Source organism: Pseudomonas sp. LSJ-87 (assembly GCF_032971465.1).
GTDB lineage: Bacteria > Pseudomonadota > Gammaproteobacteria > Pseudomonadales > Pseudomonadaceae > Aquipseudomonas > Aquipseudomonas putida_Z.
Map to the genome: position 1 here is coordinate 41,960 of NZ_JAWJYQ010000010.1, position 23,674 is coordinate 65,633.

A 23,674-nucleotide genomic window follows, 5' to 3' on the forward strand; every position below is an offset into this window, starting at 1 on the left:
CTTATCTGAGTTTCGACGATGAACGACGGACGATCTTGATCTTGTGGGTCAAGGTTGGCTTGCGGGTGACCGAGATCGGGCGGGTTGTCACGGTATCGATGGTGATGTTCCAGAAACCGGTGCTGGGCACAGTGATCTTCGCCGGGAACTTGTCGAAATGGCCACCGTGGTAGGTGTGACGGCCGCCGTTCTTGAAGCTGCGGAAGTTGGCGTCGTTCATCAGGCGGATATTGCAGCGCTGGGAGCACTCGATGACGACGATGTCGTCCTCGTTCAGGTGCTCGCGCTGGTGTACGAATTTCATGTGATGCTCCGCAAGGATTGGTTCTGCAAAGGCGAAAGATACCACGATGTCGGGTTACACTGCCGCGCTGTTCCGCCAGGCGTAGATAAATCTGCCAAAGCAGGGAGCAAAACAGCCTGGCTGTGGTCGAAGCGGATTCTTGAAGGCAGAGGTGCTGCAAATGAAGTGGATGGTGGCGGCGTTGGCGGTGACGCTGGGTGGCTGTGTGAGTGTTACGGAACTGGAACAGTCGCGTGAAACGCTGGATGTGATCTCCGGCAAGTCCCCGCGCGCGTATGCCGATTGCGTCAAGCAGAAGCTGGCCGATAGCCGCGACCCGCTGGTGGAAGAGCAGCGTGGTGATGGCCTGCGGCTGATCGTGCCGCAGAAAATCAGCTCGGGCGCGGGCCCGGCGGCGCTGGTGGATATCGACAAGCGTGGCAGCGGTAGCAGCATCAAGCTGCACGAGCGGCTGAACAACTTCCCGCTGCGCCTGGGCGATGTGCGCACCGCAGCCACCCAATGCATCTCCGGTAGTTGATCCAGGGCAACTGATCACGCTCCTTTTGCTTATATGTTTTTGGCCTAAGCATATAACAATAGAAAAGGAGATTCGTGATGACACCGTTGAGTCGCGTCGTGATCGGCAGCCTGCTGATCCTGGCCTGGCCCGCGGCGCATGCCGCCGATGGCCAGAAAGTCTTCACCCAGGGCGGGGCCAACCCCGCCGCCATGGCTTGCCTGGGTTGCCATGGCCCGGACGGCAAGGGCATTGCCGCTGCCGGCTTCCCACGCCTGGCCGGGCTGCCGGCCGCTTACCTCAGCAAGCAATTGCATGATTGGCGCAACGGCAGCCGCAAGCAGCCGGTGATGGAGCCGCTTGCCAAGGCCCTGAGCGAGGATGAGATCAAGGCTGTCAGCACCTATCTGGCCAGCCTGCCGGCAGACCCTGCAGGCGACCTGCGTCGCCAGCAGATTGCCGATGACCCCACCACCCGCATGGCCCTGTACGGTGACTGGAGCCGGCAGATTCCTGGTTGCGTGCAATGCCATGGCCCGGGCGGTGGCGGGGTTGGCGAACACTTTCCGCCCTTGGCCGGCCAGCCCGCCAGTTACCTGGTGGCGCAGCTCAACGCCTGGCGTGACGGCACCCGCAGCAATGACCCCAACCAGCTGATGGTCGGTGTGGCCAAGGCCATGACCGATGACGAGATCAAGGCCGTTGCCGAGTTCTTCGCCCGCCCCGCCAGCCAGGAGGTCAAGCCATGAAACCGATGATTCCAGCCCTGCTGCTGCTGGCCATGGGCAGCGCCCAGGCCGCCCAGATCGCCATGGAAGACCAGTCGCAGTTGAAAGTGCCTGGCGTGCAGGCTGCGCCGCAGTTCGTGCCGCCAGCGGAAAGCGAGTTGCCTGCCAATGCCTTTGGCAAGATGGTGCGCGAGGGGCATGCCTTGTTCGTCGACACCCGCAGGTTGATGCCTGAGGCCGTGGGCAATGGCATGAACTGCAGCAACTGCCACCTTGACCAGGGGCGGCTGGCGCATTCCGCGCCGATGTGGGGGGCGTACCCGATGTACCCCGCGTACCGCAAGAAAAACGACAAGGTCAACACCTACGCCGAGCGTATCCAGGGCTGCTTCCAGTTCAGCATGAACGGCAAGCCGCCTGCGGCAGACAGCCCGCAGATGACGGCGCTGTCGGTGTATTCGTATTGGCTGTCGACCAAGGCGCCGACTGGCGTGGAGATTGCCGGGCGAGGTTACCCGGAGGTGCCGCAACCCAAGGGCGGGTACGACTTCAAGCGCGGCCAGCAGGTTTATCGCGAGCAGTGTGCGATCTGCCACGGCGACAACGGCGAGGGGCAGAAGGTGGCGGGCGAGTATGTGATGCCGCCGCTGTGGGGCAAGGATTCCTACAACTGGGGCGCCGGCATGCACCGCATCAACACCGCGGCGTCGTTCATCAAGTACAACATGCCGCTGGGCAAGCCGGGCAGCCTGAGTGACCAGCAGGCCTGGGACGTGGCGGCCTGGGTCAACCGCCATGAACGGCCGCAGGATCCGCGGCTGGTGGAAGGCTCCATCGAGAAGACGCGGGTAAAGTTCCACGCCAATGACGGGGTGAACCTGTATGGGCAGAAGGTCGATGGGGTGTTGATCGGGCAGGGCACGGGTAGCTGATTGCCTGCAGGCCCTATCGCCGGCAAGCCAGCTCCCACAGGTCTCCGCGTAGCTTTTGAAAACTGTGCAGCCCCTGTGGGAGCTGGCTTGCCGGTGATAGGGCCAGTACAGGCAACCCCGATTTCCTGTCATCCAACGGTCATGGATGACAGCAATATTTACGATCCCTCGGAACTATCTACACTGGGTTATCTCTATCTTCCCATCGATCGGCCACAGGTTGGGCATTGTAAGGTGACTGCCGCCTGATTAGACTGCGCCGAATTCCACAGGCCTAGCCTTTTGTAAGGACGTATATGATCAAAAAATGCTTGTTCCCGGCAGCCGGTTACGGCACCCGCTTCCTGCCCGCTACCAAAGCCATGCCCAAGGAAATGCTGCCGGTGGTCAACAAGCCACTGATCCAGTATGGCGTTGAAGAGGCACTGGATGCCGGTCTGAACGAGATCTCCATCGTCACCGGGCGCGGCAAGCGTGCTTTGGAAGACCACTTCGACATCAGCTACGAGCTGGAAAACCAGATCAAGGGCACCGACAAGGAAAAATACCTGGTTGGTATCCGTCGCCTGCTCGACGAGTGCTCGTTCTCCTACACCCGCCAGACCGAAATGAAAGGCCTGGGCCACGCCATCCTGACTGGCCGCCCGCTGATCGGCGACGAGCCGTTCGCCGTGGTGCTGGCGGACGACCTGTGCGTGAACCCGGAAGGTGACGGCGTACTGACCCAGATGGTCAAGCTGTACAACCAGTTCCGTTGCTCGATCGTCGCCATCCAGGAAGTCGATCCGCAGGAAACCAACAAGTACGGCGTGATCGCCGGCGACATGATCCGTGACGACATTTTCCGCGTCACCAACATGGTCGAGAAGCCAAAGCCGGAAGATGCCCCGTCGAACCTGGCGATCATCGGTCGCTACATCCTGACCCCGGACATCTTCGACATCATCGCCAACACCGAGCCGGGCAAAGGTGGCGAGATCCAGATCACCGACGCCCTGATGCAACAGGCGCAGAACGGCTGCGTGATCGCCTACAAGTTCAAAGGCAAGCGTTTCGACTGCGGTGGCGCTGAGGGCTACATCGACGCGACCAACTTCTGCTTCGAGAACTACTACAAGACTGGCAAGGCTTACTGATAAGCCGCTAGTTGCTTGAGACTGGGGCCGCTTTGCGCCCCTTCGCGGGCTTGCCCGCTCCTACAGGTATTGTGCAGACCTTCAAGGTTGTGCCGGTACTGTGGGAGCGGGCGGGCCCGCGAAGGGGCGCAAAGCGGCCCCAGTGCGTTATGCTGGGCGCCTGCCTAGGAGAGTGAATACATGGCCTACGATTTTGATCTGTTCGTGATTGGTGCCGGGTCCGGCGGTGTGCGCGCGGCGCGGTTTGCCGCCGGCTTCGGCGCAAAGGTGGCAGTGGCCGAAAGCCGCTACCTGGGCGGTACCTGCGTCAACGTGGGTTGCGTGCCGAAAAAACTGCTGGTGTACGGCGCACACGTCGCCGACGAACTGGAGCAGGCCGCAGGCTTCGGCTGGACCCTGGAAGAAGGGCATTTCGACTGGGGCACCCTGATTGCCAACAAGAACCGGGAAATCGAGCGCCTCAACGGCATCTACCGCAACCTGTTGGTCAACAGCGGGGTCACCCTGCTGCAGGGGCATGCGCGCCTGACCGGTGCCAACGAAGTGGAAGTGGATGGCCAGCGCTACACCGCCGAGCACATCCTCATCGCCACCGGTGGCTGGCCACAGGTGCCGGACATTCCGGGCAAGGAACTGGCCATCACCTCCAACGAAGCCTTCTACCTCAAGGACCTGCCACGCCGGGTGCTGGTGGTGGGCGGTGGCTACATCGCCGTCGAGTTCGCCGGCATCTTCCAGGGCCTGGGGGCGGCTACCACGCTGCTGTACCGTGGCGACCTGTTCCTGCGTGGCTTCGACGGTTCGGTGCGCACGCACCTGAAGGAAGAACTGGAAAAGCGCGGCCTCGACCTGCAGTTCAACGCCGACATCCAGCGCATCGACAAGCTCGAGGACGGCAGCCTGAAGGCCACCCTCAAGGATGGTCGCGAGCTGGTCACCGATTGCGTGTTCTATGCCACCGGCCGGCGCCCGATGCTGGACAACCTGGGCCTGGAAAACACCGGCGTCGAGCTGGATGCACGCGGTTACATTCGGGTTGACCAGCAGTACCAGACCACCGCGCCGTCGATCCTGGCCATTGGCGACGTGATTGGCCGCGTGCAATTGACTCCGGTGGCTCTGGCCGAGGGCATGGCCGTGGCCCGGCGCCTGTTCAAGCCCGAGCAATACCGCCCTGTGGACTACCAGAACATACCCACCGCAGTGTTCAGCCAGCCGCCCATCGGCACCGTGGGCCTGACCGAGGAGCAGGCGCTGGAGGCCGGGCACAAGGTGCAGGTATTCGAGAGTCGCTTCCGTGCGATGAAACTGACCCTGACCGACATCCAGGAAAAGACCCTGATGAAGCTGGTGGTCGATGCCGAGACCGACAAGGTGCTGGGCTGCCACATGGTTGGCCCCGACGCCGGCGAGATCATCCAGGGCCTGGGCGTTGCCCTGAAGGCCGGTGCGACCAAGCAGCAGTTCGACGAAACCATTGGCGTGCACCCGACCGCTGCCGAAGAGTTCGTGACCATGCGCACGGTCACTCGCTGATGCCACTGGCCTCATCGCCGGCAAGCCAGCTCCCACAGGGACTGCACAAGTGCAGAGACCTGCGCAGTACCTGTGGGAGCTGGCTTGTCGGCGATGGGGCCCTTGAATGCCCCGCAATCCTTTGCTCAGCCCATTCCCTTCTATTAATTATCCTCGGTTATAGCCAAAACCAATCATAAGCATGAGCTTTGCCAATGAGCCTTTGTCGGGACCAGCGGTTAGGATTCTCTCCATCAACTGATTCCAACCCCATGAAGGAGCGTCTCTCATGCCAATCATCAACAGCCAGGTCAAACCGTTCAACGCCACCGCCTACCACAAGGGCGAGTTCGTCCAGGTCAGCGAAGCCGACCTGAAAGGCAAGTGGTCTGTCGTGTTCTTCTACCCGGCCGACTTCACCTTCGTCTGCCCGACTGAACTGGGTGACCTTGCTGACAACTACGCCGAGTTCCAGAAGCTGGGCGTGGAAATCTACGGCGTGTCCACCGACACCCACTTCACCCACAAAGCCTGGCACGACACTTCGGACACCATCGGCAAGATCCAGTACCCGCTGATCGGTGACCCGACCCACGTCATCTCGCGCAACTTCGACGTGCTGATCGAAGAAGCCGGCCTGGCCGATCGCGGTACCTTCGTGATCAACCCGGAAGGCCAGATCAAGATCGTCGAACTGAACGACGGTGGTGTAGGCCGCGATGCTGCCGAACTGCTGCGCAAGGTTAAGGCTGCCCAGTACGTTGCCGCTCACCCAGGCGAAGTTTGCCCGGCCAAGTGGAAAGAAGGCGAAGCCACCCTGGCGCCGTCGCTGGACCTGGTCGGCAAGATCTAAGCCGATGCGCATGTCGCGGGCGGTAGCCAGCCGCCAAAGCTGAAGTACCTACCGCCCCGTAAAAGCGCCCGGGCGACCTCGCCTGGGCGTTTTTGTATCCGAGTTTTGAAAAAGGAATCGCCCGTATGTTGGACGCCACGCTTAAATCGCAACTGAAAACCTACCTGGAGCGGGTCACCCAGCCGATCGAGATCGTTGCCTCCCTCGACGACGGCGCGAAATCCCGCGAATTGCACGACCTGCTGGTGGAAATTGCCAGCCTGTCGAACCTTATTACCTTCAGCGCGGACGGCAGCGATGCCCGTCGTCCATCGTTCTCGCTGAACCGCCCGGGAGCCGACATAAGCCTGCGCTTCGCCGGTATCCCCATGGGCCACGAATTCACCTCGCTGGTGCTGGCACTGCTGCAAGTCGGTGGCCACCCGTCCAAGGCCAGTGCCGAAGTGATCGAGCAGATTCAGGCGCTGGAAGGCGAGTTTACCTTCGAAACCTACTTCTCGCTGTCGTGCCAGAACTGCCCGGACGTGGTCCAGGCGCTGAACCTGATGGCGGTGCTCAACCCCAACGTGCGCCACGTGGCCATCGACGGCGCGTTGTTCCAGGCGGAAGTGGAATCGCGCAAGATCATGGCGGTGCCGAGCATCTACCTGAACGGCGAAGTGTTCGGCCAGGGCCGCATGGGCCTGGAAGAAATCCTCGGCAAGATCGACACCAACGCAGCCGGCCGCCAGGCCGAGAAGATCAACGCCAAGGACGCCTTCGACGTGCTGGTGGTCGGTGGTGGCCCAGCTGGCGCTTCGGCAGCCATCTATGCCGCGCGTAAAGGTATCCGTACCGGTATTGCGGCCGAGCGTTTCGGCGGCCAGGTGCTCGATACCCTGGCCATCGAGAACTTCATCTCGGTACAGGAAACCGAAGGGCCGAAGCTGGCCACGGCGCTGGAAGAACACGTCAAGCAGTACGACGTGGACATCATGAACCTGCAGCGCGGTGAAGCGCTGATCCCGGCCACCGATGGCGGCCTGCACGAAGTACGCCTGGCTGGCGGCGCCTCGCTCAAGGCCAAGACCGTGATCCTGGCCACCGGTGCCCGCTGGCGCGAAATGAACGTGCCGGGCGAGCAGGAATACCGCGCCCGTGGCGTGGCCTACTGCCCGCACTGTGACGGCCCGCTGTTCAAGGGCAAGCGCGTGGCGGTGATCGGTGGTGGCAACTCGGGTGTGGAAGCGGCCATCGACCTGGCGGGTATCGTCGCCCAGGTAACGTTGATCGAGTTCGACAGCCAGCTGCGTGCCGATGCGGTACTGCAGCGCAAGTTGCACAGCCTGCCGAACGTGAAGGTGATCACCAGTGCGCTGACCACCGAAGTGCTGGGCAATGGCGAAAAGGTGACCGGCCTGCGCTACAAGGACCGCACCACCGACCAGCAGCATGAAGTGGCGCTGGAAGGCATCTTCGTGCAGATCGGCCTGCTGCCGAACACCGACTGGCTGAAAGGCACCGTCGAGCTGTCGCCGCGTGGCGAGATCATCGTCGATGCCAAGGGCCAGACCAGCATCCCGGGAGTGTTTGCGGCGGGTGACGTGACGACTGTGCCGTACAAGCAGATCGTGATTGCGGTGGGTGAGGGGGCCAAGGCATCGCTGGCGGCCTTTGACCACCTGATCCGCACTTCGGCACCGGCGTAAGCCCGTACCGGCCTCTTCGCGGCTAAAGCCGCTCCCACAGGTACTGCGCAGATTTTGCAAACTGTGCAGATCCCTGTAGGAGCGGCTTTAGCCGCGAAAGGGCCGGTACAAGCAAAGCAATAACCGAGGATGTCTATGATTACTGCAGACACCCTCAGGAATCACACCCATGACCCTGATCAGCCGCGAACCCTGGTGGCTAGTCCCCCCAAAGCCCGGGCAGCAAGAGCAGGACCTGCACTGGGGCTACCTGGAAATCTACGCCGACGGCCGCACCGTGTTCGTCGACCAGCGCCCCAGTGACCGGGAGCTGGCCGAGCGCAAGAGCTGCCGCAACTTCCCCGACCCCGAGCCGTGACGGCTCAGCCTTCCAGTTCGGCCAGGCGTGCCTCCAGCGCCGCGATGCGCGCTTCGAGGGCTTCGATGCGCTCTTCCGACACATTGCCACCGCTGCTGCGTGCCCCGCCTTCCTGCTGCCGTGCAGCAAGGATCGCCTCGATTTCCGCCGGGTCGCCCAAGGCATGGGTGTAACGGTCTTCGCGCTGGCCGGCCTGGCGTGGCAGGTGCAAGGCCAGGCCGCGCGAGATCAGGCGCTCCAGCTGGTGCTGGATCTGCTCGGTGTCGTCAAAGTCGTGCAGGCGGTTGCTGCGGGTCAGCAGTTCGTTGAGGGTTTGCGGCCCGCGCAGGAACATCAGGCCCATCAGCACCAGTTGCGCCGGCACCAGCTCCAGCGCCTTGTCCACCCGTTGTTCCCAGCGGTCGGCGCGGCTGCCCATCTGCAGGCGGGTCATGTCTTGCCCTTCGAGGGCGCGCAGGGCCTGGCCGACTTGGCCTTGGGTGAGGTTCATCACCGGCTCGCGACTGGTCTTCTGGTTGCAGGCCAGGACCAGGGCGTTGAGGGTCAGCGGGTAGCTTTCCGGGCTGGTGGCCTGCTTCTCGATCAGCGAGCCGAGAATACGGATCTCGATGCTGTTGAAGCGGCCTTCGCCTGCGGTTTCGTGTTCTGACATGGCCCTGTCTCATTGCTGGGGAAAGGCCACTAGGGTAGGTAATGCCATCGTGTTAGGCAATTGGCACCTGTGGGAGCGGGTTCACCCGCGAACACCGGCGCAGCCGGTGCCATGCACCGCGTCGTCTGATTCGCGGGTGAACCCGCTCCCACAGGGCCCCGGCAAACTCAGGCTTTACGCTCTTCAGCCTGGCACGCCGCCGCTGTAAACAGCACATCGGTCGAAGAATTCAGCGCCGTCTCGGCCGAATCCTGCAGCACGCCGATGATGAAGCCAACCGCCACTACCTGCATGGCAATTTCGCTAGGGATGCCAAACAGGCTGCACGCCAGCGGAATCAGCAGCAGCGAGCCACCGGCCACACCCGAGGCGCCGCAGGCACAGACCGCCGCCACCACGCTGAGCAGCACGGCGGTCGGCAGGTCCACCGGAATACCCAGGGTATGTACAGCCGCCAGCGTCAGCACGGTAATGGTGATGGCGGCACCGGCCATGTTGATGGTCGCACCCAGCGGGATCGATACCGAGTAGGTGTCTTCATGCAGGCCAAGGCGCTCCGACAGGGCCAGGTTGACCGGGATGTTGGCCGCCGAGCTACGGGTGAAGAACGCGGTGATACCGCTTTCGCGCAGGCACAGCAGGGTCAGCGGGTAGGGGTTGCGGCGGATTTTCCAATACACGATCAGCGGGTTCATCACCAGCGCCACGAACAGCATGCAGCCGATCAGCACCGCCAGCAGGTGCAGGTAGCCGAGCAGGGCGTTCAGGCCCGACTGGGCCAGCGTGGCGCTGACCAGGCCGAAGATGCCCAGCGGGGCGAAGCGGATGACCACGCGCACGATCAGGGTCACGCCATTGGACAGGTCCTCGACCACGGTGCGGGTGGTTTCGCCGGCATGGCGCAGGGCCACGCCCAGGCCGATGGCCCAAGTCAGTACACCGATGAAGTTGGCGTTGAGCAGGGCGTTGATCGGGTTGTCGACCGCACTCAGCAGCAGGTTCTGCAGCACCTCGGTGATGCCGCCCGGCGCGCTCAGCGTAGCGTCGCCGGTGCTCAGCACCAGGTTCGACGGGAACAGCATGCTGGCAACCACCGCGACTACCGCGGCGCCGAAGGTACCCAGCAGGTACAGCCAGAGGATCGGGCGGATGTGGGTTTCCTGGCCGTGGCGGTGGTTGGCGATCGAGGCCATGACCAGGATGAACACCAGCACGGGTGCCACCGCCTTGAGGGCGCTGACGAACACCTTCCCGAGGAAGGCCATGTCGCGGGCGATGGCGGGCGCGAGCAGGGCCAGGGCGATGCCGGCGATCAGGCCGATGACGATCTGCGTCACCAGGCTGGTGCGGTTGAGGAAGCGGAGGACGGGGGTCATGTGCAGCGATATCCCAGCATGTTCAAAAAGGGCGCGACTTTACCATAGACCTTCGTCGAGCAGGGCGGCCTGAAGAAGTCAGCGCCCGCGCCGCCGCGACACCCGCGCCTCGATGTTCTTGCGCCCGATCAGCAGCGGCGGCTTTTCCACTACCGGCTCGTCCGCCAGCCACTTGTACATCACCAGGCAGTCCACCAGCCCAAGGCGGGCATGGCGGTAGGCCTTGGGCAAGCGGCCAACGGTTTCGAAGCCCAACTTGTGCCACAGCGCCACTGCCACCTCATTGGTGGCCACCACCGAGTTGAACTGCAGGGCCAGAAAACCTTCCTGGCGCGCCTGTTTCTGTGAGTGCTCGCACATCAAGCGCGCGACGCCGCGGCCGCGTGCCGCTTCACAGACCATGTAGCCGCAATTGCCCACGTGCCCACCAGGCCCGGCGGCATTGGCCTTGAGGTAATACGAACCCAGCAGCTCGCCGTCTTCCTCGGCCACGAATGTGCGCACGGGCAGTTCCAGCCACAGCTGGCGGGCCTGATCGAAGCTGAGGGCCGGGTCGAATGCGTAGGTTTCACGGGCCTGTACGACGGCCTGGAAGGTGGGCCAGAAGTGTTCGAAGTCTTCCGGTGTCATGGGGCGGATGTGGATCATGCGGGTTCCTGCAAGGGCTGGGCCGCCCAGTCTGGGTGGCGCGGCGCCGTCGCGCAAGGGCGGCGACGCCATTTTCGCTCAGCCGTTGGCCTTGCCCACCGCATCCATGGCACGTGCCGAGTAGACCAGCGCGGCACCGGCGTTCATCGCCACGGCCACGCCAAGGGCCTCGGCGATTTCCTCGCGGCTGGCGCCGTGCTTGACGGCCTGCTGCGAATGCACCGCGATGCAGCCATCGCAGCGTGTGGTCACGGCCACGGCGAGGGAGATCAGCTCGCGGGTCTTGGCGTCCAGGTGGTTGGTCTTGGCCCCTGCACCGCTGGCGGTCATGTAGCCGGCCACGGTGTCAGGGGAAAGCTGCTTGAGATCGCCGATGCCGGCCATCAACTGCTTACGGTAGGCGTCCCAGTCCATCATGCTCATCGTCTTCACCTTGGGGAGGTTGCGAGTGGAGCTTTCAGGCTAGTCGAAGAGTGGAAAGTGTGAGGCTTGTACTTTGGTTGGTTGCGCGCAGGCCTTTTGGCTGCGCGCAACCACACCGATCAGATGTAGATGAACACCAGCACCAACGCCGCGACGAATGCCCACTTCTCCAGGTAGTAACGCGTGCGGTTGCGCTTCTTCATCGCCTTGCCACGTTCGCGGATCTTGTAGATGCGGGTGAACAGCCGGTTGATGCCACCGGTCTTGTCGCCGGCATCGTTGGGTGCGGCGGCAGCGGCCATGACGTTGCGGCTGAACCAGCGGTTGAACGCGGTCGCCCAGCGGTACTTGAGCGGGCGTTCAACGTCGCAGAACAGGATGATGCGGTTGTGCTCGGTGGTATTGGCCGCGTAGTGGATGTAGGTCTCGTCGAAGACCACGCCCTCGCCATCGCGCCAGGAATACTTCTCACCGTCCACGTCGATGTAGCAACCGTCGTCGTTCGGCGTGTCCAGGCCCAGGTGGTAGCGGTACGAACCGGCATACGGGTCACGGTGGCGCACCAGCTTGGCGCCCGGCGGCAGGGTGGCGAACATGGCGGCCTTGACCGTGCCGATGCCTTTGAGCAACTCGGTGGTGCGTGGGCACAGGGTCATCGCCGACGGGTGGCTTTCGCCGTACCACTTCAGGTAGAAGCGCTTCCAGCCGGTCTTGAAGAATGAGTTGAAACCGACATCATCGTAATTGTCGGACTTCTTGATTTCGCCCACATGCAGCAGCTGTTGGGCTTCCTCGCGGATCTCCTGCCAGTGGTCCTGCAGCGTCTGCAGTTCCGGAAAGGCCTCTACCGGCAGGTAAGGCTTGGCCGGGTGCCTGGAAAACAGGTACAGGAAGCTGTTGACCGGGGCCAGGAAACTGGAGTGGTCGCCCAGCTGACGGGTCAGCTTGTGGCGAACGCGACCGCGCAGGTGAACATAGGCGATCGAGAGGACGAAGATGAGGACTAAGGCGATTTTCATGGGCGGATACGTCAAGTAATGGCCATGCGTGATGGCTAAGCCCGCCAGCATAAACAATCGAGCCGATGCTTTGTAGGAGAATGTTACCCAACGATGGCAGACCTTGGTACAAGCGTCACCGCTGTACCAAGGTCTGCATGGCGATGCATCAGTCCAGAATAACCTCGATGCTGCCATCGGTGATGCGATGGTCCTTGCCATCGTAGCTGATGACATAATCAGTGAATGTGGCGGTCAGGGTCCTGTTCTCCACGTTCCACTCATGCTGCAGGCGGCCCCCGTTCATGGGAAAGCCCAAACCGCCAATCAAGAAGAGCAAGCGTGCATGTTGTTCATTGAACAGCATCAGGATGCCCTGGGAAACGTTGTCCACTTGCTGTCTGGCGGAGAGTTGGATGCGCCCGTCCTGAAGTTCCTTGAATGTGATGGTTTGAGCGTCAAGGTTGCCCAGCGAGGGGAAAATGGCGGGGTCGAGGTTGGCGGTGACCTGGCCGCTGCCGGGGATGTAGCGCGTAGCATGGTCGGCCAGCGACAAGGACAGCGAGCCATCCACGATATCGACCTGGCCCATGGTGTCTACGATGGTGAAGTGGAACGTTGCCACTAGCGCCTTGGTAGTCTGATCCATCTGGACAATTCGGATTTCCCCTTCGGTCGCCCAGCCTGAGCGGCCAATCGAACTCGAGCCGAAATAGGCGTTGATCTCGGCTTTCTCGCCTGGACCGATCTTGTGGGATTCGCCTGTTACCAGGCGGCTTTCCGGGATATTCATGATTATGAAGCTATGAACGTTCTCTGAATTATTCTTGTAATGAGGGGCAAAGAACAAGCAGTTGCCAGAACTGATATTTGTATCTACCTCATTAGCTTCGAACGTGTATACACGCTGGCTCCACTTCAGTGTTGCTTGCATGGCAGGCTGGGTATTCCGTGTTTGCTGGTGCTGTTTCATGGCCGTATCTATGTGATTGAATTGAGGCCTCAGCGTATGGTTTGGGTGCCTGCCCGCGAAACTGACAGACCTGCGGGTTTCCCAACGCATCAGTACGTGCTTTGCCATCTCGAGGAGCGGCACGATGACACCGGTCAGCGGACGAATCGAAAAACCATTCAAGCGCCTGTTCTTCGCCTTGCCGGTGAGCGATGCCCAGCGCCGCGCCCTGGCCCAGTGGCGACGTGGCCTGGGCCTGCGCAGCGGCAAGCCAGTGCCGGCCGCCAACTTCCATGTGACGCTGCTGTTTTTCGGCGATGTGGATACCGCCCATGTGCCTGCGATTTGCGCGGCGGTCGACCAGCTGGCGCTACCGGCCACGGCACCACGGCTGTTGCTGGACCGCCTGCAGGTGTGGCAGCGGGCCAGCGCCCTGGTGCTGGAGGCGCAACAGACCCCACCGGCCCTGTTGCAACTGGTGTACAGCTTGCAGCAGGCGCTGCTGCCGTTGGGGGTGGAAGCGGCCGACCGCGAGTATCGCCCGCACCTGACGCTGGCCAGGGATTACCGCGGCCAGCCGCCAGAAGCCAGCAGCGCGCCGGATTTCTACCTCGCCGCCCGCCATTTCACACTGTACGAGTCGCGCAAGGGCGCTTACTGGCCATTGGCGCAATGGCCGCTTTCAAGCTGATTCAGGCCATGGCCTCGCAGCTTGCGAACATCTGCTCGCCCAGCGTGCGTGCAGTGTGCAGATGCGCTGCCGGGGCTGCTCTGCAGCCCATCGCCGGCAAGCCGGCTCCCACATCGACCGCATCGGTTTCAAGCCATGTGCAGTCCCTGTGAGAGCCGGCTTGCCGGCGATGAGGCCCTGACAGGCCATGCAAGACAGTTGCAGCTATCTCGACCGCATTGACCTCAAGGGCTTTGCTATCCCTGTGGGAGCCGGCTTGCCGGCGATGGGGCCCTGACAGGCCATGCAAGACAGTTGCAGCTATCTCGACCGCATTGACCTCAAGAGCTTTGCTGTCCCTGTGGGAGCCGGCTTGCCGGCGATGGGGCCCTGACAGGCCATGCAGGACAGTTGCAGCTATCTCGACCGCATTGACCTCAAGAGCTTTGCTGTCCCTGTGGGAGCCGGCTTGCCGGCGATGGGGCCCTGACAGGCCATGCAGGACAGTTGCAGCTATCTCGACCGCATTGACCTCAAGAGCTTTGCTGTCCCTGTGGGAGCCGGCTTGCCGGCGATGGGGCCCGGGCAGGCGATTACACTGGCAGGCTCTGGTACGGCAATTCATCCCCCGGGCTGCGGTCGAACTGGCGCTTGTACTCGCGGCTGAACTGTGAGGTGCTCTGGTACCCCACCCGGTGCGCGGTCTGCGCCACCCCCAGGCCTTCGCCGATCAGCATCTGCTGCGCCTTTAGTAGCCGCAGGCGCTTGAGGTACTGCATTGGTGCCATGTCGGTGCAGCGCTTGAAGTGCTCGTGGAAGGTCGAAACGCTCATGTTGGCGCGCGCGGCCAGCGCTTCCACGCTCAGCGGCTCGGTGTAGTGTTCGCGCAGGTGGGCAAGGGCGGCGCCGATGCGGGCGAAGTGCCCCTGTTGCTCCACCAGCGCCCGCAACACGCCCGCCTGTGGGCCGCGCAAGGCGGTGTACAGCACCTCGCGCACCCGCGCCGGGCCCAGCACCTTGGCGTCCACTGGGTCCTGCAGGCAGCGCAGCAGCCGTTCCACGCATTCGCGCATCGGCGCATCGAGTGCCGCCGAGGTCATCGACTGCGGGGTTTGCGCCTGCACCGCGGCATCCGGCGCCAGGGCCATGCTTTGCACCAGTTCACCCAGCACGCCGCGGTCGATGTCCACTGCCACGCCCAGCAATGGAGCTTCGGGGGTGGCGAAGGTTTCGCACATGAACGGTACCGACAGTGCCTGCACCAGGTAATGCCCGGCGCCGTATTCCAGGGTACGCGGCCCGAGGCGCGCCAGTTTGCTGCCCTGGGCCAGGATCATCAGGCTGGGTTCGTAGATCTGCGGGCTGCTGGCCACATAGTGGTCCCAGCTCAGCACCTGCACCTGGGGCAGGTGCGTGGGCACGAAGCCCGGGCGCGTGGCGAGGCTGCGGATCAGTGTGCAAAGCGGCGCATTGGCGTCGACGTGGCGGGTCAGTTGCATGATGGACCTGGGCAGAGGATCAGACAGTCTGATCATCGCAGAATGAACGCTCGGCGCCAGGTGCTGCATGGCATCTTCGGAGAATCAGGCATCGATGCCGGAGAATCAGCTGTGGGCGAGGCGGCGCATGGCGCGCAGAATGCGCCGCCTGAATCGTTTCACTTCATAGCGAGTCCCTGCATGTACACCGCCATCGGTTACGCCGCCCAGACCCCCACCAGCCCTCTGGCTCCCATGACCTTCGAGCGTCGCAGCCCGCGCCCTGACGATGTCGCCATCGATATCCTGTACTGCGGCGTGTGCCACTCCGACATTCACCAGGCGCGCAACGAATGGGGCATTGCCGTGTACCCGCTGATGCCGGGCCACGAGATCATCGGCCGCGTCACCGCGGTGGGCGAGAAAGTGACCGCGCACAAGGTCGGTGACCTGGTCGGCGTTGGCTGCATGGTCGACTCGTGCCGCCACTGCGAAGCCTGTGCCAAGGACCTGGAGCAGTACTGCCTGGAAGGCCCGACCATGACCTACGCCACCCCGGACCGGGTCGACGGTAGCAACACCATGGGCGGTTACTCCAGCAGCATCGTGGTCAGTGAGCACTTCGTGGTGCGCATCCCGGCCGGCATGGACTTGCCCAGTGCCGCGCCAATCCTCTGCGCTGGCATCACCACCTATTCGCCGCTCAAGCACCACGGTGTCGGCCCTGGTCACAAGATCGGCATCCTCGGCATGGGCGGCCTGGGCCACATGGCTATCAAGCTGGCCAAGGCCTTGGGCGCCGAAGTGACCCTGTTCACCCGTTCCCAGGCCAAGGCCGAGGAAGCCCGTCGCCAGGGTGCCGACCATGTGATCGTGTCCACCGATGCCGAGCAGATGCACGCCGCGGCGGGCCGTTTCGACTTCCTGCTCGACACCATCCCGGTGCAGCACGACCTCAACCCGTACCTGGAAACCCTGAAATTCGATGGCGTGCACATCCTGGTCGGCCTGATCGAGCCGATCGACCCGGCGGTGCATGCGGCCAATCTGGTGATGAAACGCCGGGTGCTGGCGGGGTCGTTGATCGGTGGTATTGCCGAGACCCAGGAAGTGCTGGATTTCTGTGCCGAGCACGCGATTCGTTGTGATATCGAGTTGCTGGATATCCGCAACATCAACCAGGCGTATGAGCGGATGATTGCCGGGGACGTGAAGTACCGGTTCGTGATCGATATGGCTACTTTGCAAGGCTGATTGGTTGCCTGCCCCGGCCTATTCGCGGGTGAACCCGCTCCCACAGGTATCGTGCAGGTTTCAGGTTCTGTATTGAACCTTCCCACAGAGACTGCACAGACCTTGGCGCCTGTGATGTCCCTGTGGGAGCGGGCGAGCCCGCGAATAGGCCAGTACAGGCAATGAAGATGCTGGATCTGTTACCAGGCCAATGCCCTGTCCCAGCCTTTCCAGAACAACCACCGCCGTACCTCGCCATGCGCCCCGGTACCGATCTGCCAGGCCGGCCGCCCGTTGTCCAGGGCAATCACCGAAACGAACCCGGCATGGCTCGCCGCTACCAGGGTACGCCCGTCCGCACTGATATCCAGCGCACTGATGGTCGACCCCAGGTAATGCTGCCAATGCTCCATGCCATCTTCGCCAAACGCCCGCAGGTAACCATAGGCATCCCCCACGATGTATTCCCCGTCGCGCGCCACGCCGGCATACACCCGTGCACCATCCTGTACCAGCGGGGTACGCGGGTCCTGGCTGTAGTAGTCGGTATCCAGCCCCGGCAAGTCGGCCACCCTGACAGCCAGCGTGGCACCGCTGTAGAAATGGCAGGCATTGACTATCAACTGGTCACCCGTGCGATTGAACAGCGCAAAGTGCGGATACTCGCTGGCCGGGCCGATTGCCGCCACGGGCCTGAGCTGGTCGTCCAGCACCAGGTGACGGCTGCCTTGCTCACCGACCACGATCAACCGGCCATCCGCCGACACCGCACCGTGCTCCATGCTCAGCCCGAGGCTGATGTCGTCGGGGTCGGTGCCTTCGTCCAGCTCGTCGAGCACCCGCGCCTGGTGCGGCAGCAGGCGGGTCGCGCCGTGGCGCGTCAGCAGGAAGATACCCTCGGCACTCACCAGCAGCACCCGCTGGCCATCCGGGAAGGGGATCAGCGCGGTCGGCGTGGGCGGCAGGTCGAATGGCTCGAACGGGTAACCCGGCGGCAACCCCTCCAACCCCGTGGGCCAGGCCAGGCGCAGCACCTGCGGGCCGCCCCAGCCATCGGTCACGCGTATGCCCTCGGCATTGGCCAGGGCGAAATAGCGGCGGGCCGGGCAGCGGCCGAAGTGATCGACGCCGATCACCGGGGTCACCCCGAGAGGGTCGATGCGCACCACCTGGCCTTTGTCATGCGGCATGCCGATACGTGCCAGCAGGCTGCCATCCTCCAGCAGCAGGACGTTGCCGATGCCTTGCCCGTGCTCCTTGATCAGCGGCAGCAATGGGTGGTGGGCGGGTGGCCAGGCTTCGCGGAAGGCTTGCTGCTCGAAGGCTTCGACGCCAGGCCGGTTGGCTGCTTGCAGGGCTTGCAGCCAGGCATCGAGCAAATGCTCGGTGGCTTGCGGCAGGGGCTCTTCGAGGTCATCCCAGCCTTGCGCGCGGCCCTGCGCGACATAGTCGTTGACGGCCTGGGCATAGGCAGTAACCGCCTGCTGCCACTGTTGCTGCTGGGAGTGCTGCTGGTCCATGAGCGGATCGGGCTCCTTGTTGCATACGCGTTCGCACAAAGCGCGCATGTTACTCCTTCTGCCCGCCTCGCGGTTGTGAGCCCCCGGCTTGACGCGTACCATGCCGGGCATTCCTTCCAATAACAAAGCGTGCGTCCACACCCCGGCAAGCGGGTGGCTGGCGTGCGTCCTGTTGCCTTGCCTGCGGAGAAGCGGTTTGCACCCATGAACGGACCCACACCCACCAACATGCCACCCACGGCGGGTAGCGGCAGCTGGCTGAGCGTCATTGCCCTGGCCCTGGCGGCCTTCATCTTCAACACCACCGAGTTCGTCCCGGTGGCGCTGCTCAGCGACATTGGCCGCAGCTTCGACATGAGCACCGCGCAGGTCGGCCTGATGCTGACCATCTACGCCTGGGTGGTGGCGCTGGCCTCGCTGCCGATGATGCTGCTGACCCGCAACATCGAGCGGCGGCGCCTGTTGCTGTTCGTGTTCCTGGTGTTCATCGTCAGCCACCTGCTGTCGTGGCTGTCACAGAGCTTTGCCATGTTGCTGGTCAGCCGCATCGGTATTGCCCTGGCGCATGCGGTGTTCTGGGCCATCACGGCTTCCCTGGCGGTGCGCGTGGCGCCGCCAGGGCAGCAGGCCAAGGCGCTGGGCCTTTTGGCCACTGGCACCACCCTGGCCATGGTCCTGGGCATCCCGCTGGGCCGCGTGGTGGGCGAAGCGCTGGGCTGGCGCATCACCTTCCTGAGCATTGCCGGGGTGGCGCTGGCGACCATGCTGTGCCTGATGAAGTCGCTGCCGCTGCTGCCCAGCCAGAACTCGGGCTCGCTGCGCAGCCTGCCGATCCTGTTCAAGCGCCCGGCGCTGGTGATCACCTATGTGCTGGTGACGCTGGTGATTACCGCGCAGTTCACTGCCTACAGCTACATCGAGCCGTTCGCCCTGCACGTGGCGCAGATAGGCGGTGAGCGCACCACGCTGTTGCTGTTGCTGTTCGGCGGTGCCGGGGTGTTCGGCTCGTTGCTGTTCAGCCGTTACAGCGACCGCTTCCCGCATGGCTTCCTGGTGGGGTCGATTGGCCTGCTGGCGGCGTGCCTGTTGCTGCTGTTGCCGCTGTCGGGCAACTTCTACGTGTTTGCCGCGTTGAGCATGTTCTGGGGTGTGGCGATTCTCAGCTTCAGCCTGTCGCTGCAGTCCAAGACCCTGAAACTGGCGTCCGATGCCACCGATGTGGCCATGGCGCTGTTCTCGGGTATCTACAACATCGGTATTGGCGGTGGTGCGTTGCTGGGCAGTATCGTCAGCAGCCAGCTGGACGTGGCGGATATCGGCCTGGTGGGCGGTAGCGTGGCGGTGGCCGGGTTGCTGCTGGCTGTGGCCAGCACCCGGCGGTTCCGCGAGGCGCTGGGCGGGGGGGCAGGGCATTCCTGAATGACCGCGCTGTTTTTTTCGCGGGCACGCCCGCGAAGAGGCCGGTACTGGCAATAACGGGCTCAAGCCAGTACGGCAGCCCACGCAGAAATCAACAACACCCCCGCCAACACCTGGTTGAACACCCGCAACCGCCGCGGTGCCTGCAACCATCGCGCGCTGCCCACCCCCAGCAGCGCCCACGCCGCCATGCAGGGCAGGGCAATCAGCAAGAACACCAGCGCCAGTTGCCATACCGGCAACGACGGCGCGGCAAACACCCCGACCACCGCCACGGCCATCAACCACACCTTGGGGTTCACCACCTGCAACGAGGCCGCACTGAGTGCACTGAAGCCTTGCACCGTGGCCGCCTGCAGCGGGGCGGCAGCACTGCGCAGCATCTTCCACGCCAGCCAGCTCAACCACAAAACCCCGGCCCAGCTCATCAACTGCTGGGCCAGCGGGTGGCGCAGCAGCAGTTCACCCAGCCCCAGGCCCACCATCAGCACGATCGCGGCTGCTGCACCGCAGGCCGCCACGATCGGCGCCAGGCTCGCGCGCAGGCCAACGCGGGCGCCATGGGCGAGAATCAACAGGTTGGTCGGCCCCGGGCTGATGCTGGACACCAGGGCAAACAGGATGAAGGGCAACAACGACTGCGACATGATCAAGGGCTCCGGATAAACGAAGCACCATGCTCGCTGCCTGCCGCCTTTCAGTCTGGAAGGTTTGAGCAGCGCCTGCGGTAGTCGGCCGGGGTCAGCTGGTAGGCACGGCGGAACCAGCGCCCCAGGTGGCTCTGGTCGGCAAAGCCCAGGGCCATGGCCACTTCGGTTGGTGTCTGGCCTCGGGCGAGCAGGCGCCGCGCCCGGGCCAGGCGCAGCTGGATCAGATAGGCATGCGGCGCCAGGCCGAATGCGGCCTTGAACGCGCGGGTCAGGCGGAAGCGATCGATGCCACAGGCCTGGGCCAGGTCTTCCAGGCCGATGTCGCGCTCCAGGTTGGCGTGCAGGTAATCCCGTGCGCGCTGCGCGGTCAGCGGCAGGCGCGGGTCCGGGTTCAGGCGTCGGCGCCAGTGCAGGTGGCGGGTCAGGCAGGCCAGCAGGTCGTCCATGGCCGTCTGCCGGACAATGCGCAAGTCCTGGGTATGCACGGCCTGGAAGGCGAGGGCAGTGGCACGCGCCAGGCGCTCATCGTGGCACAAGGTATCGGCGAAGCTGGGCAGGCTGTCGCCTGGCGCGTGTTCGAACAGTGCCCGCAGTTGGCTGTCCACCCAGGTGGGTTCCAGGTACAGCGTCGAATAGGTGAAGCCGTCCTCGGTGGGCGCATGGCCGTCATGGATTTCACCGGGCTCCAGCAGGAACACGTGCCCCGGCGTGCTGCGATGGCGTACTCGCCGGCAATCGAATTGCTGCACGCCCTGCTCGGTAACGCCAACCAGGAAGCTGTCGTGCCAGTGCGGGTCGTAGGCATGCCCGACGAAATGCGCGCGGACCGACTCGATGCCGGTGTCGGCGTCTTGCTTGAGGTCGATCCAGTTGCTCATGGGGGCGTGCCGTGGCAGAAATCGCTACCTTAGCGCAACGGCCAGGCTCAGTCTGGAACGATTGTGCAGCCGTTGGCCAGCGCCCGGTTACGCAAGGCCTCGAAGCGTTCGCGCAGCCACAGATGCAGTTGCGCCACTGCGGGCGTGAGCTGCTTTCGGTGCGGGCACACCAGGGTGACCGGGGCGGGTTCACCAAAGTGCTCGGGTAGGATGATTTCCAGTTCGCCGGCCGCGATGTTGGCGCTTACGTCCAGCCACGACTTGTAGACGATGCCTTCGCCCTGCAAGGCCAGGCGGCGGATCACGTCGGCATCGTCGCTGATCAGCGGCCCACGCACCTGCACGGTGCGGTTGCCCACCCGCCACTTGTCGTAGACCCGGTTGTGCTGCATATACAGCAGGCAGGCATGCTGCTGCAGGGCGTCGGGCGTGAGGGGGCGGCCGTGACGGGCCAGGTAATCGGGCGCCGCCACCAGCACCCGGCGGTTCCAGTCTGCCAGCGGCAGGGCAATGTAGTTGGCGTCCTGGTTGAGGCCGTAGCGGATCGCCACATCTACCGGGTCGCGGTTGAGGTCGGCAATCTGGTCAGACAGGAAGAAGCGAAGGTGCAGGGCCGGGTGCTCGCGGCGGAAGGCGCTCAGCCACGGCAGCAACATGTTGCGGCCCAGGTCGGACGGTGCCGAAACCTGCAGAGTACCGCGCAGGGTGTTGGCGTTGCCATGCAGGTCTTCACGCCCCTGGCGCAGGCTCTCCAGCACATTCAGGGCAGTCGGCAGGTACAACTCGCCTTCGGCGGTCAGGCGCAGGCTGCGGGTAGTGCGGGCGAACAGGCGCACATCCAGGTCGCGCTCCAGGCGCTTGATCGCGGCGGCCACCTGCCCCGGCAGCAGTTCGGCCTCATGGGCGGCGGCGGTAAAGCTGCCCAGCACGCTGCTGCGGACGAACAGTTCGAGGTCGGCGATGCGCAGCATTTTCACTCCAGGGATGAAAGTGTTGCTGCATTGTGCCGGTTTTTCTTTTCTGCAGGAAAGATAAGATGCCCGGCAAATCCTCTGTTCATTCCCGGAGTTGTTGCATGGATACCGTCTCGCTGGCCAAGCGCCGCTACACCACCAAAGCCTACGATGCCTCGCGCCGCATTCCCCAGGCGACTGTCGATGCCCTGCTCGAGCAACTGCGCCATAGCCCTTCCTCGGTCAACTCGCAGCCGTGGCATTTCATCGTTGCCGACAGCGCCGAAGGCAAGGCTCGCCTGGCCAAGAGCACCACAGAGCGCTATGCCTACAATTCGCCGAAGATCCTCGATGCCTCGCATGTGATCGTGTTCTGCACCCGCACCGAAATGACCGAAGCGCACCTGAATGCCGTGCTCGACCAGGAAGCTGCCGATGGCCGCTTCCGCGATGATCAGGCGCGTGCCGGGCAGAACCAGAGCCGCCGGCATTACGTCGACCTGCACCGCTTTGACCAGAAGGACGTGCAGCACTGGATGGAAAAGCAGACCTACCTGGCGTTGGGTACTGCTTTGCTGGGGGCTGCGGCACATGGGCTGGATGCCACGCCGATCGAAGGCTTCGACAGCAAGATTCTCGATGCCGAGCTGGGCTTGCGCGAGCGTGGGTTCACCAGTGTGGTCATTCTCAGCCTGGGCTATCGCAGCGAGGCGGACTTCAACGCTGGCTTGAACAAGTCGCGGTTGCCGGCTTCGCAGGTGTTCACCTTCCTGTGAGATACCCGGGGCCGCCCTGCGGCCCTTTCGCGACGCAAGGCCGCTCCCACAGGATGGCATCGCCTTCAAGGCTTTCACAGGCCTCATGGACTGGCATATGTCCGGCATATGCCGCATACTTGTCGGCAAACGCCGGAAAGGAGAGCGCCATGCTTGCCGAAGTGCTTCGCGACAACGGTTACCACGAGTACCGGGCGCGCCTGCATGCACTGCTGGAAATCCCCGAACTCGCCAGTGACTTCGAAATTCACACCCGCATCACCCATGGCTTCGCTGCCACCTGGCTGGTGAAACTGACTGAACTCGGCGTGTTCACCCCTGTGGAGCGTGACCAGATCATTCCCCTGCGCACGCTGAAAACCCGCATCGAACGTGACCAGCCACTGACCGTGGAAGAAAGCGACCGGCTGTTCCGCTCGGCCCATATCACCGCCATGGCCGAAGCCGTGTTCGGTGAGGCGGGCAAGGCCAAGCGCTGGCTGTCCAAGCCCAAGGAGCGCTTCTCGGGGCTGACGCCGATGCAGATGCTCACCACCCAGCAGGGCACCACCCAGGTCGAAGAGATGTTGCTGCAGATCGCCGAGGGCTTCGGCCTGTGATTCTGTGGCGTATCAGCGCCTATGCAGACTTGAGCGGAACGGGCGGCTTGCGTGTCAGCGGCCGCTGGCACCAGGCGGGCCGGCCAGTGGTGTATGCCGCTACCAGCCCGGCCGGGGCAATGCTGGAGGTGCTTGTGCACCTGGAGATCGACCCTGAGGATTTCCCCACCACCATGCGGCTGCTGCGTATCGAGTTGCCCGACACCGTTTCGCAAGCGCAGTTGCCCGCCTTGCAGCCTGGCTGGTCGAGCCAGACCGAACTGACCCGGGGCCTGGGCAACCGCTTTCTGGATGAGTGCTCGGCATTGCTGCTGCCGGTGCCGAGCGCGATCATGCCCAGCACCACCAATTACCTGTTCAACCCGCGCCATCCGCAGGCAAACAGTGCCTGGCTCGAGGTCGAGGACTTCACCCCGGACAGCCGGCTGTTCTAGGG

At 63.5% G+C, this 23,674-nt stretch carries 26 protein-coding genes; 14 read left to right on the forward strand and 12 right to left on the reverse strand.

Going from position 1 to position 23,674, the window contains the following annotated elements; genetic code table 11:
- Position 1: 1 nt before the first annotated feature.
- On the reverse strand, positions 2-304 hold the full coding sequence (locus RYH74_RS08635) for a DUF1883 domain-containing protein (protein ID WP_004375922.1): 303 nt from the start codon (positions 302-304) through the stop codon (positions 2-4).
- Between the two features lie 160 nt (positions 305-464).
- Here RYH74_RS08635 and RYH74_RS08640 point away from each other — a divergent pair, with 160 nt between their 5' ends.
- From RYH74_RS08640 to RYH74_RS08675, 8 genes are all read left to right on the forward strand, one after another.
- Complete coding sequence (locus tag RYH74_RS08640) at positions 465-824, forward strand: hypothetical protein (RefSeq protein WP_112252774.1); 360 nt, start codon at positions 465-467, stop codon at positions 822-824.
- A 77-nt stretch (positions 825-901) separates the two neighbouring features.
- Positions 902-1,552, forward strand: a complete 651-nt coding sequence (locus tag RYH74_RS08645) for a c-type cytochrome (RefSeq protein ID WP_085665199.1) — start codon at positions 902-904, stop codon at positions 1,550-1,552.
- On the forward strand, positions 1,549-2,463 hold the full coding sequence (locus tag RYH74_RS08650; RefSeq protein ID WP_317409264.1) for a c-type cytochrome: 915 nt from the start codon (positions 1,549-1,551) through the stop codon (positions 2,461-2,463). Before RYH74_RS08645 ends, RYH74_RS08650 begins: the two co-directional genes overlap by 4 nt.
- A 296-nt stretch (positions 2,464-2,759) precedes the next feature.
- Complete coding sequence (gene galU / locus RYH74_RS08655) at positions 2,760-3,599, forward strand: UTP--glucose-1-phosphate uridylyltransferase GalU (protein ID WP_013973181.1); 840 nt, start codon at positions 2,760-2,762, stop codon at positions 3,597-3,599.
- A 180-nt stretch (positions 3,600-3,779) separates the two neighbouring features.
- Positions 3,780-5,135 carry a glutathione-disulfide reductase gene (gene gorA / locus RYH74_RS08660; protein ID WP_075045612.1) on the forward strand — a complete coding sequence of 452 codons (1,356 nt, stop codon included), beginning with the start codon at positions 3,780-3,782 and terminating at the stop codon, positions 5,133-5,135.
- A 268-nt stretch (positions 5,136-5,403) separates the two neighbouring features.
- The gene (gene ahpC, locus RYH74_RS08665; protein WP_004375926.1) at positions 5,404-5,967 is read left to right on the forward strand and encodes an alkyl hydroperoxide reductase subunit C; all 564 of its coding nucleotides are present in this window, start codon (positions 5,404-5,406) and stop codon (positions 5,965-5,967) included.
- Positions 5,968-6,092: 125 nt separating this feature from the next.
- Positions 6,093-7,655 carry an alkyl hydroperoxide reductase subunit F gene (ahpF, locus tag RYH74_RS08670; RefSeq protein ID WP_075045611.1) on the forward strand — a complete coding sequence of 521 codons (1,563 nt, stop codon included), beginning with the start codon at positions 6,093-6,095 and terminating at the stop codon, positions 7,653-7,655.
- Between the two features lie 169 nt (positions 7,656-7,824).
- Complete coding sequence (locus tag RYH74_RS08675; protein WP_013973178.1) at positions 7,825-8,013, forward strand: hypothetical protein; 189 nt, start codon at positions 7,825-7,827, stop codon at positions 8,011-8,013.
- 4 nt (positions 8,014-8,017) lie between these two features.
- Here the strand turns inward: RYH74_RS08675 and RYH74_RS08680 are convergent, their stop codons facing one another.
- From RYH74_RS08680 to RYH74_RS08705, 6 genes are all read right to left on the reverse strand, one after another.
- On the reverse strand, positions 8,018-8,665 hold the full coding sequence (locus tag RYH74_RS08680; protein ID WP_025339663.1) for a YceH family protein: 648 nt from the start codon (positions 8,663-8,665) through the stop codon (positions 8,018-8,020).
- 167 nt (positions 8,666-8,832) lie between these two features.
- Complete coding sequence (sstT, locus tag RYH74_RS08685; RefSeq protein WP_075045610.1) at positions 8,833-10,041, reverse strand: serine/threonine transporter SstT; 1,209 nt, start codon at positions 10,039-10,041, stop codon at positions 8,833-8,835.
- A 78-nt stretch (positions 10,042-10,119) separates the two neighbouring features.
- Positions 10,120-10,689 (reverse strand): GNAT family N-acetyltransferase, encoded by a 570-nt coding sequence (locus tag RYH74_RS08690; RefSeq protein ID WP_084785218.1) that lies wholly within the window; start codon positions 10,687-10,689, stop codon positions 10,120-10,122.
- Positions 10,690-10,767: 78 nt separating this feature from the next.
- Entirely contained in the window at positions 10,768-11,112 is a 345-nt protein-coding gene (locus RYH74_RS08695) for a carboxymuconolactone decarboxylase family protein (protein ID WP_013973174.1), read from the reverse strand.
- A 119-nt stretch (positions 11,113-11,231) separates the two neighbouring features.
- Entirely contained in the window at positions 11,232-12,131 is a 900-nt protein-coding gene (gene lpxO / locus RYH74_RS08700) for a lipid A hydroxylase LpxO (protein WP_013973173.1), read from the reverse strand.
- Between the two features lie 148 nt (positions 12,132-12,279).
- On the reverse strand, positions 12,280-13,083 hold the full coding sequence (locus RYH74_RS08705) for a hypothetical protein (protein WP_075047006.1): 804 nt from the start codon (positions 13,081-13,083) through the stop codon (positions 12,280-12,282).
- A gap of 124 nt (positions 13,084-13,207) precedes the next feature.
- On the opposite strand from RYH74_RS08705, the gene thpR reads away from it, so the two are divergent.
- Complete coding sequence (gene thpR / locus RYH74_RS08710) at positions 13,208-13,753, forward strand: RNA 2',3'-cyclic phosphodiesterase (RefSeq protein WP_317409266.1); 546 nt, start codon at positions 13,208-13,210, stop codon at positions 13,751-13,753.
- 572 nt (positions 13,754-14,325) lie between these two features.
- On the opposite strand, the gene RYH74_RS08715 is transcribed toward thpR, so the two are convergent.
- Positions 14,326-15,231: an AraC family transcriptional regulator gene (locus RYH74_RS08715; protein ID WP_054572090.1), complete on the reverse strand. Its 906-nt coding sequence runs from the start codon at positions 15,229-15,231 to the stop codon at positions 14,326-14,328.
- A gap of 180 nt (positions 15,232-15,411) precedes the next feature.
- On the opposite strand from RYH74_RS08715, the gene calA reads away from it, so the two are divergent.
- Positions 15,412-16,464, forward strand: coding sequence for a vanillin reductase (calA, locus tag RYH74_RS08720; protein WP_075045606.1), 1,053 nt, complete (start codon positions 15,412-15,414; stop codon positions 16,462-16,464).
- A 179-nt stretch (positions 16,465-16,643) separates the two neighbouring features.
- On the opposite strand, the gene RYH74_RS08725 is transcribed toward calA, so the two are convergent.
- A complete protein-coding gene (locus tag RYH74_RS08725; protein ID WP_317409267.1) occupies positions 16,644-17,963 on the reverse strand; it encodes a hypothetical protein in 1,320 nt (439 codons plus the stop codon).
- Between the two features lie 204 nt (positions 17,964-18,167).
- Between RYH74_RS08725 and RYH74_RS08730 the strand changes: the two genes are divergently transcribed.
- Complete coding sequence (locus tag RYH74_RS08730) at positions 18,168-19,382, forward strand: sugar transporter (RefSeq protein ID WP_286919915.1); 1,215 nt, start codon at positions 18,168-18,170, stop codon at positions 19,380-19,382.
- A 62-nt stretch (positions 19,383-19,444) separates the two neighbouring features.
- Here RYH74_RS08730 and RYH74_RS08735 read toward each other — a convergent pair whose 3' ends face one another.
- The 3 genes from RYH74_RS08735 to RYH74_RS08745 are packed head-to-tail and all read right to left on the reverse strand — an operon-like array spanning position 19,445 to position 21,881.
- Positions 19,445-20,029 carry a LysE family translocator gene (locus RYH74_RS08735; RefSeq protein ID WP_274120604.1) on the reverse strand — a complete coding sequence of 195 codons (585 nt, stop codon included), beginning with the start codon at positions 20,027-20,029 and terminating at the stop codon, positions 19,445-19,447.
- Between the two features lie 50 nt (positions 20,030-20,079).
- Positions 20,080-20,910: an AraC family transcriptional regulator gene (locus RYH74_RS08740; protein ID WP_025339652.1), complete on the reverse strand. Its 831-nt coding sequence runs from the start codon at positions 20,908-20,910 to the stop codon at positions 20,080-20,082.
- A gap of 47 nt (positions 20,911-20,957) precedes the next feature.
- Complete coding sequence (locus tag RYH74_RS08745) at positions 20,958-21,881, reverse strand: LysR family transcriptional regulator (RefSeq protein ID WP_054572087.1); 924 nt, start codon at positions 21,879-21,881, stop codon at positions 20,958-20,960.
- Positions 21,882-21,985: 104 nt separating this feature from the next.
- On the opposite strand from RYH74_RS08745, the gene nfsB reads away from it, so the two are divergent.
- The 3 genes from nfsB to RYH74_RS08760 all read left to right on the forward strand — a co-directional run bounded on the left by nfsB (position 21,986) and on the right by RYH74_RS08760 (position 23,672).
- On the forward strand, positions 21,986-22,639 hold the full coding sequence (nfsB, locus tag RYH74_RS08750; protein ID WP_286100122.1) for an oxygen-insensitive NAD(P)H nitroreductase: 654 nt from the start codon (positions 21,986-21,988) through the stop codon (positions 22,637-22,639).
- A 149-nt stretch (positions 22,640-22,788) separates the two neighbouring features.
- The gene (locus RYH74_RS08755; protein WP_013973163.1) at positions 22,789-23,238 is read left to right on the forward strand and encodes an antitoxin Xre/MbcA/ParS toxin-binding domain-containing protein; all 450 of its coding nucleotides are present in this window, start codon (positions 22,789-22,791) and stop codon (positions 23,236-23,238) included.
- The gene (locus tag RYH74_RS08760; protein ID WP_286100121.1) at positions 23,235-23,672 is read left to right on the forward strand and encodes an RES family NAD+ phosphorylase; all 438 of its coding nucleotides are present in this window, start codon (positions 23,235-23,237) and stop codon (positions 23,670-23,672) included. The genes RYH74_RS08755 and RYH74_RS08760 overlap by 4 nt, the downstream gene beginning before the upstream one ends.
- Positions 23,673-23,674: the final 2 nt, after the last annotated feature.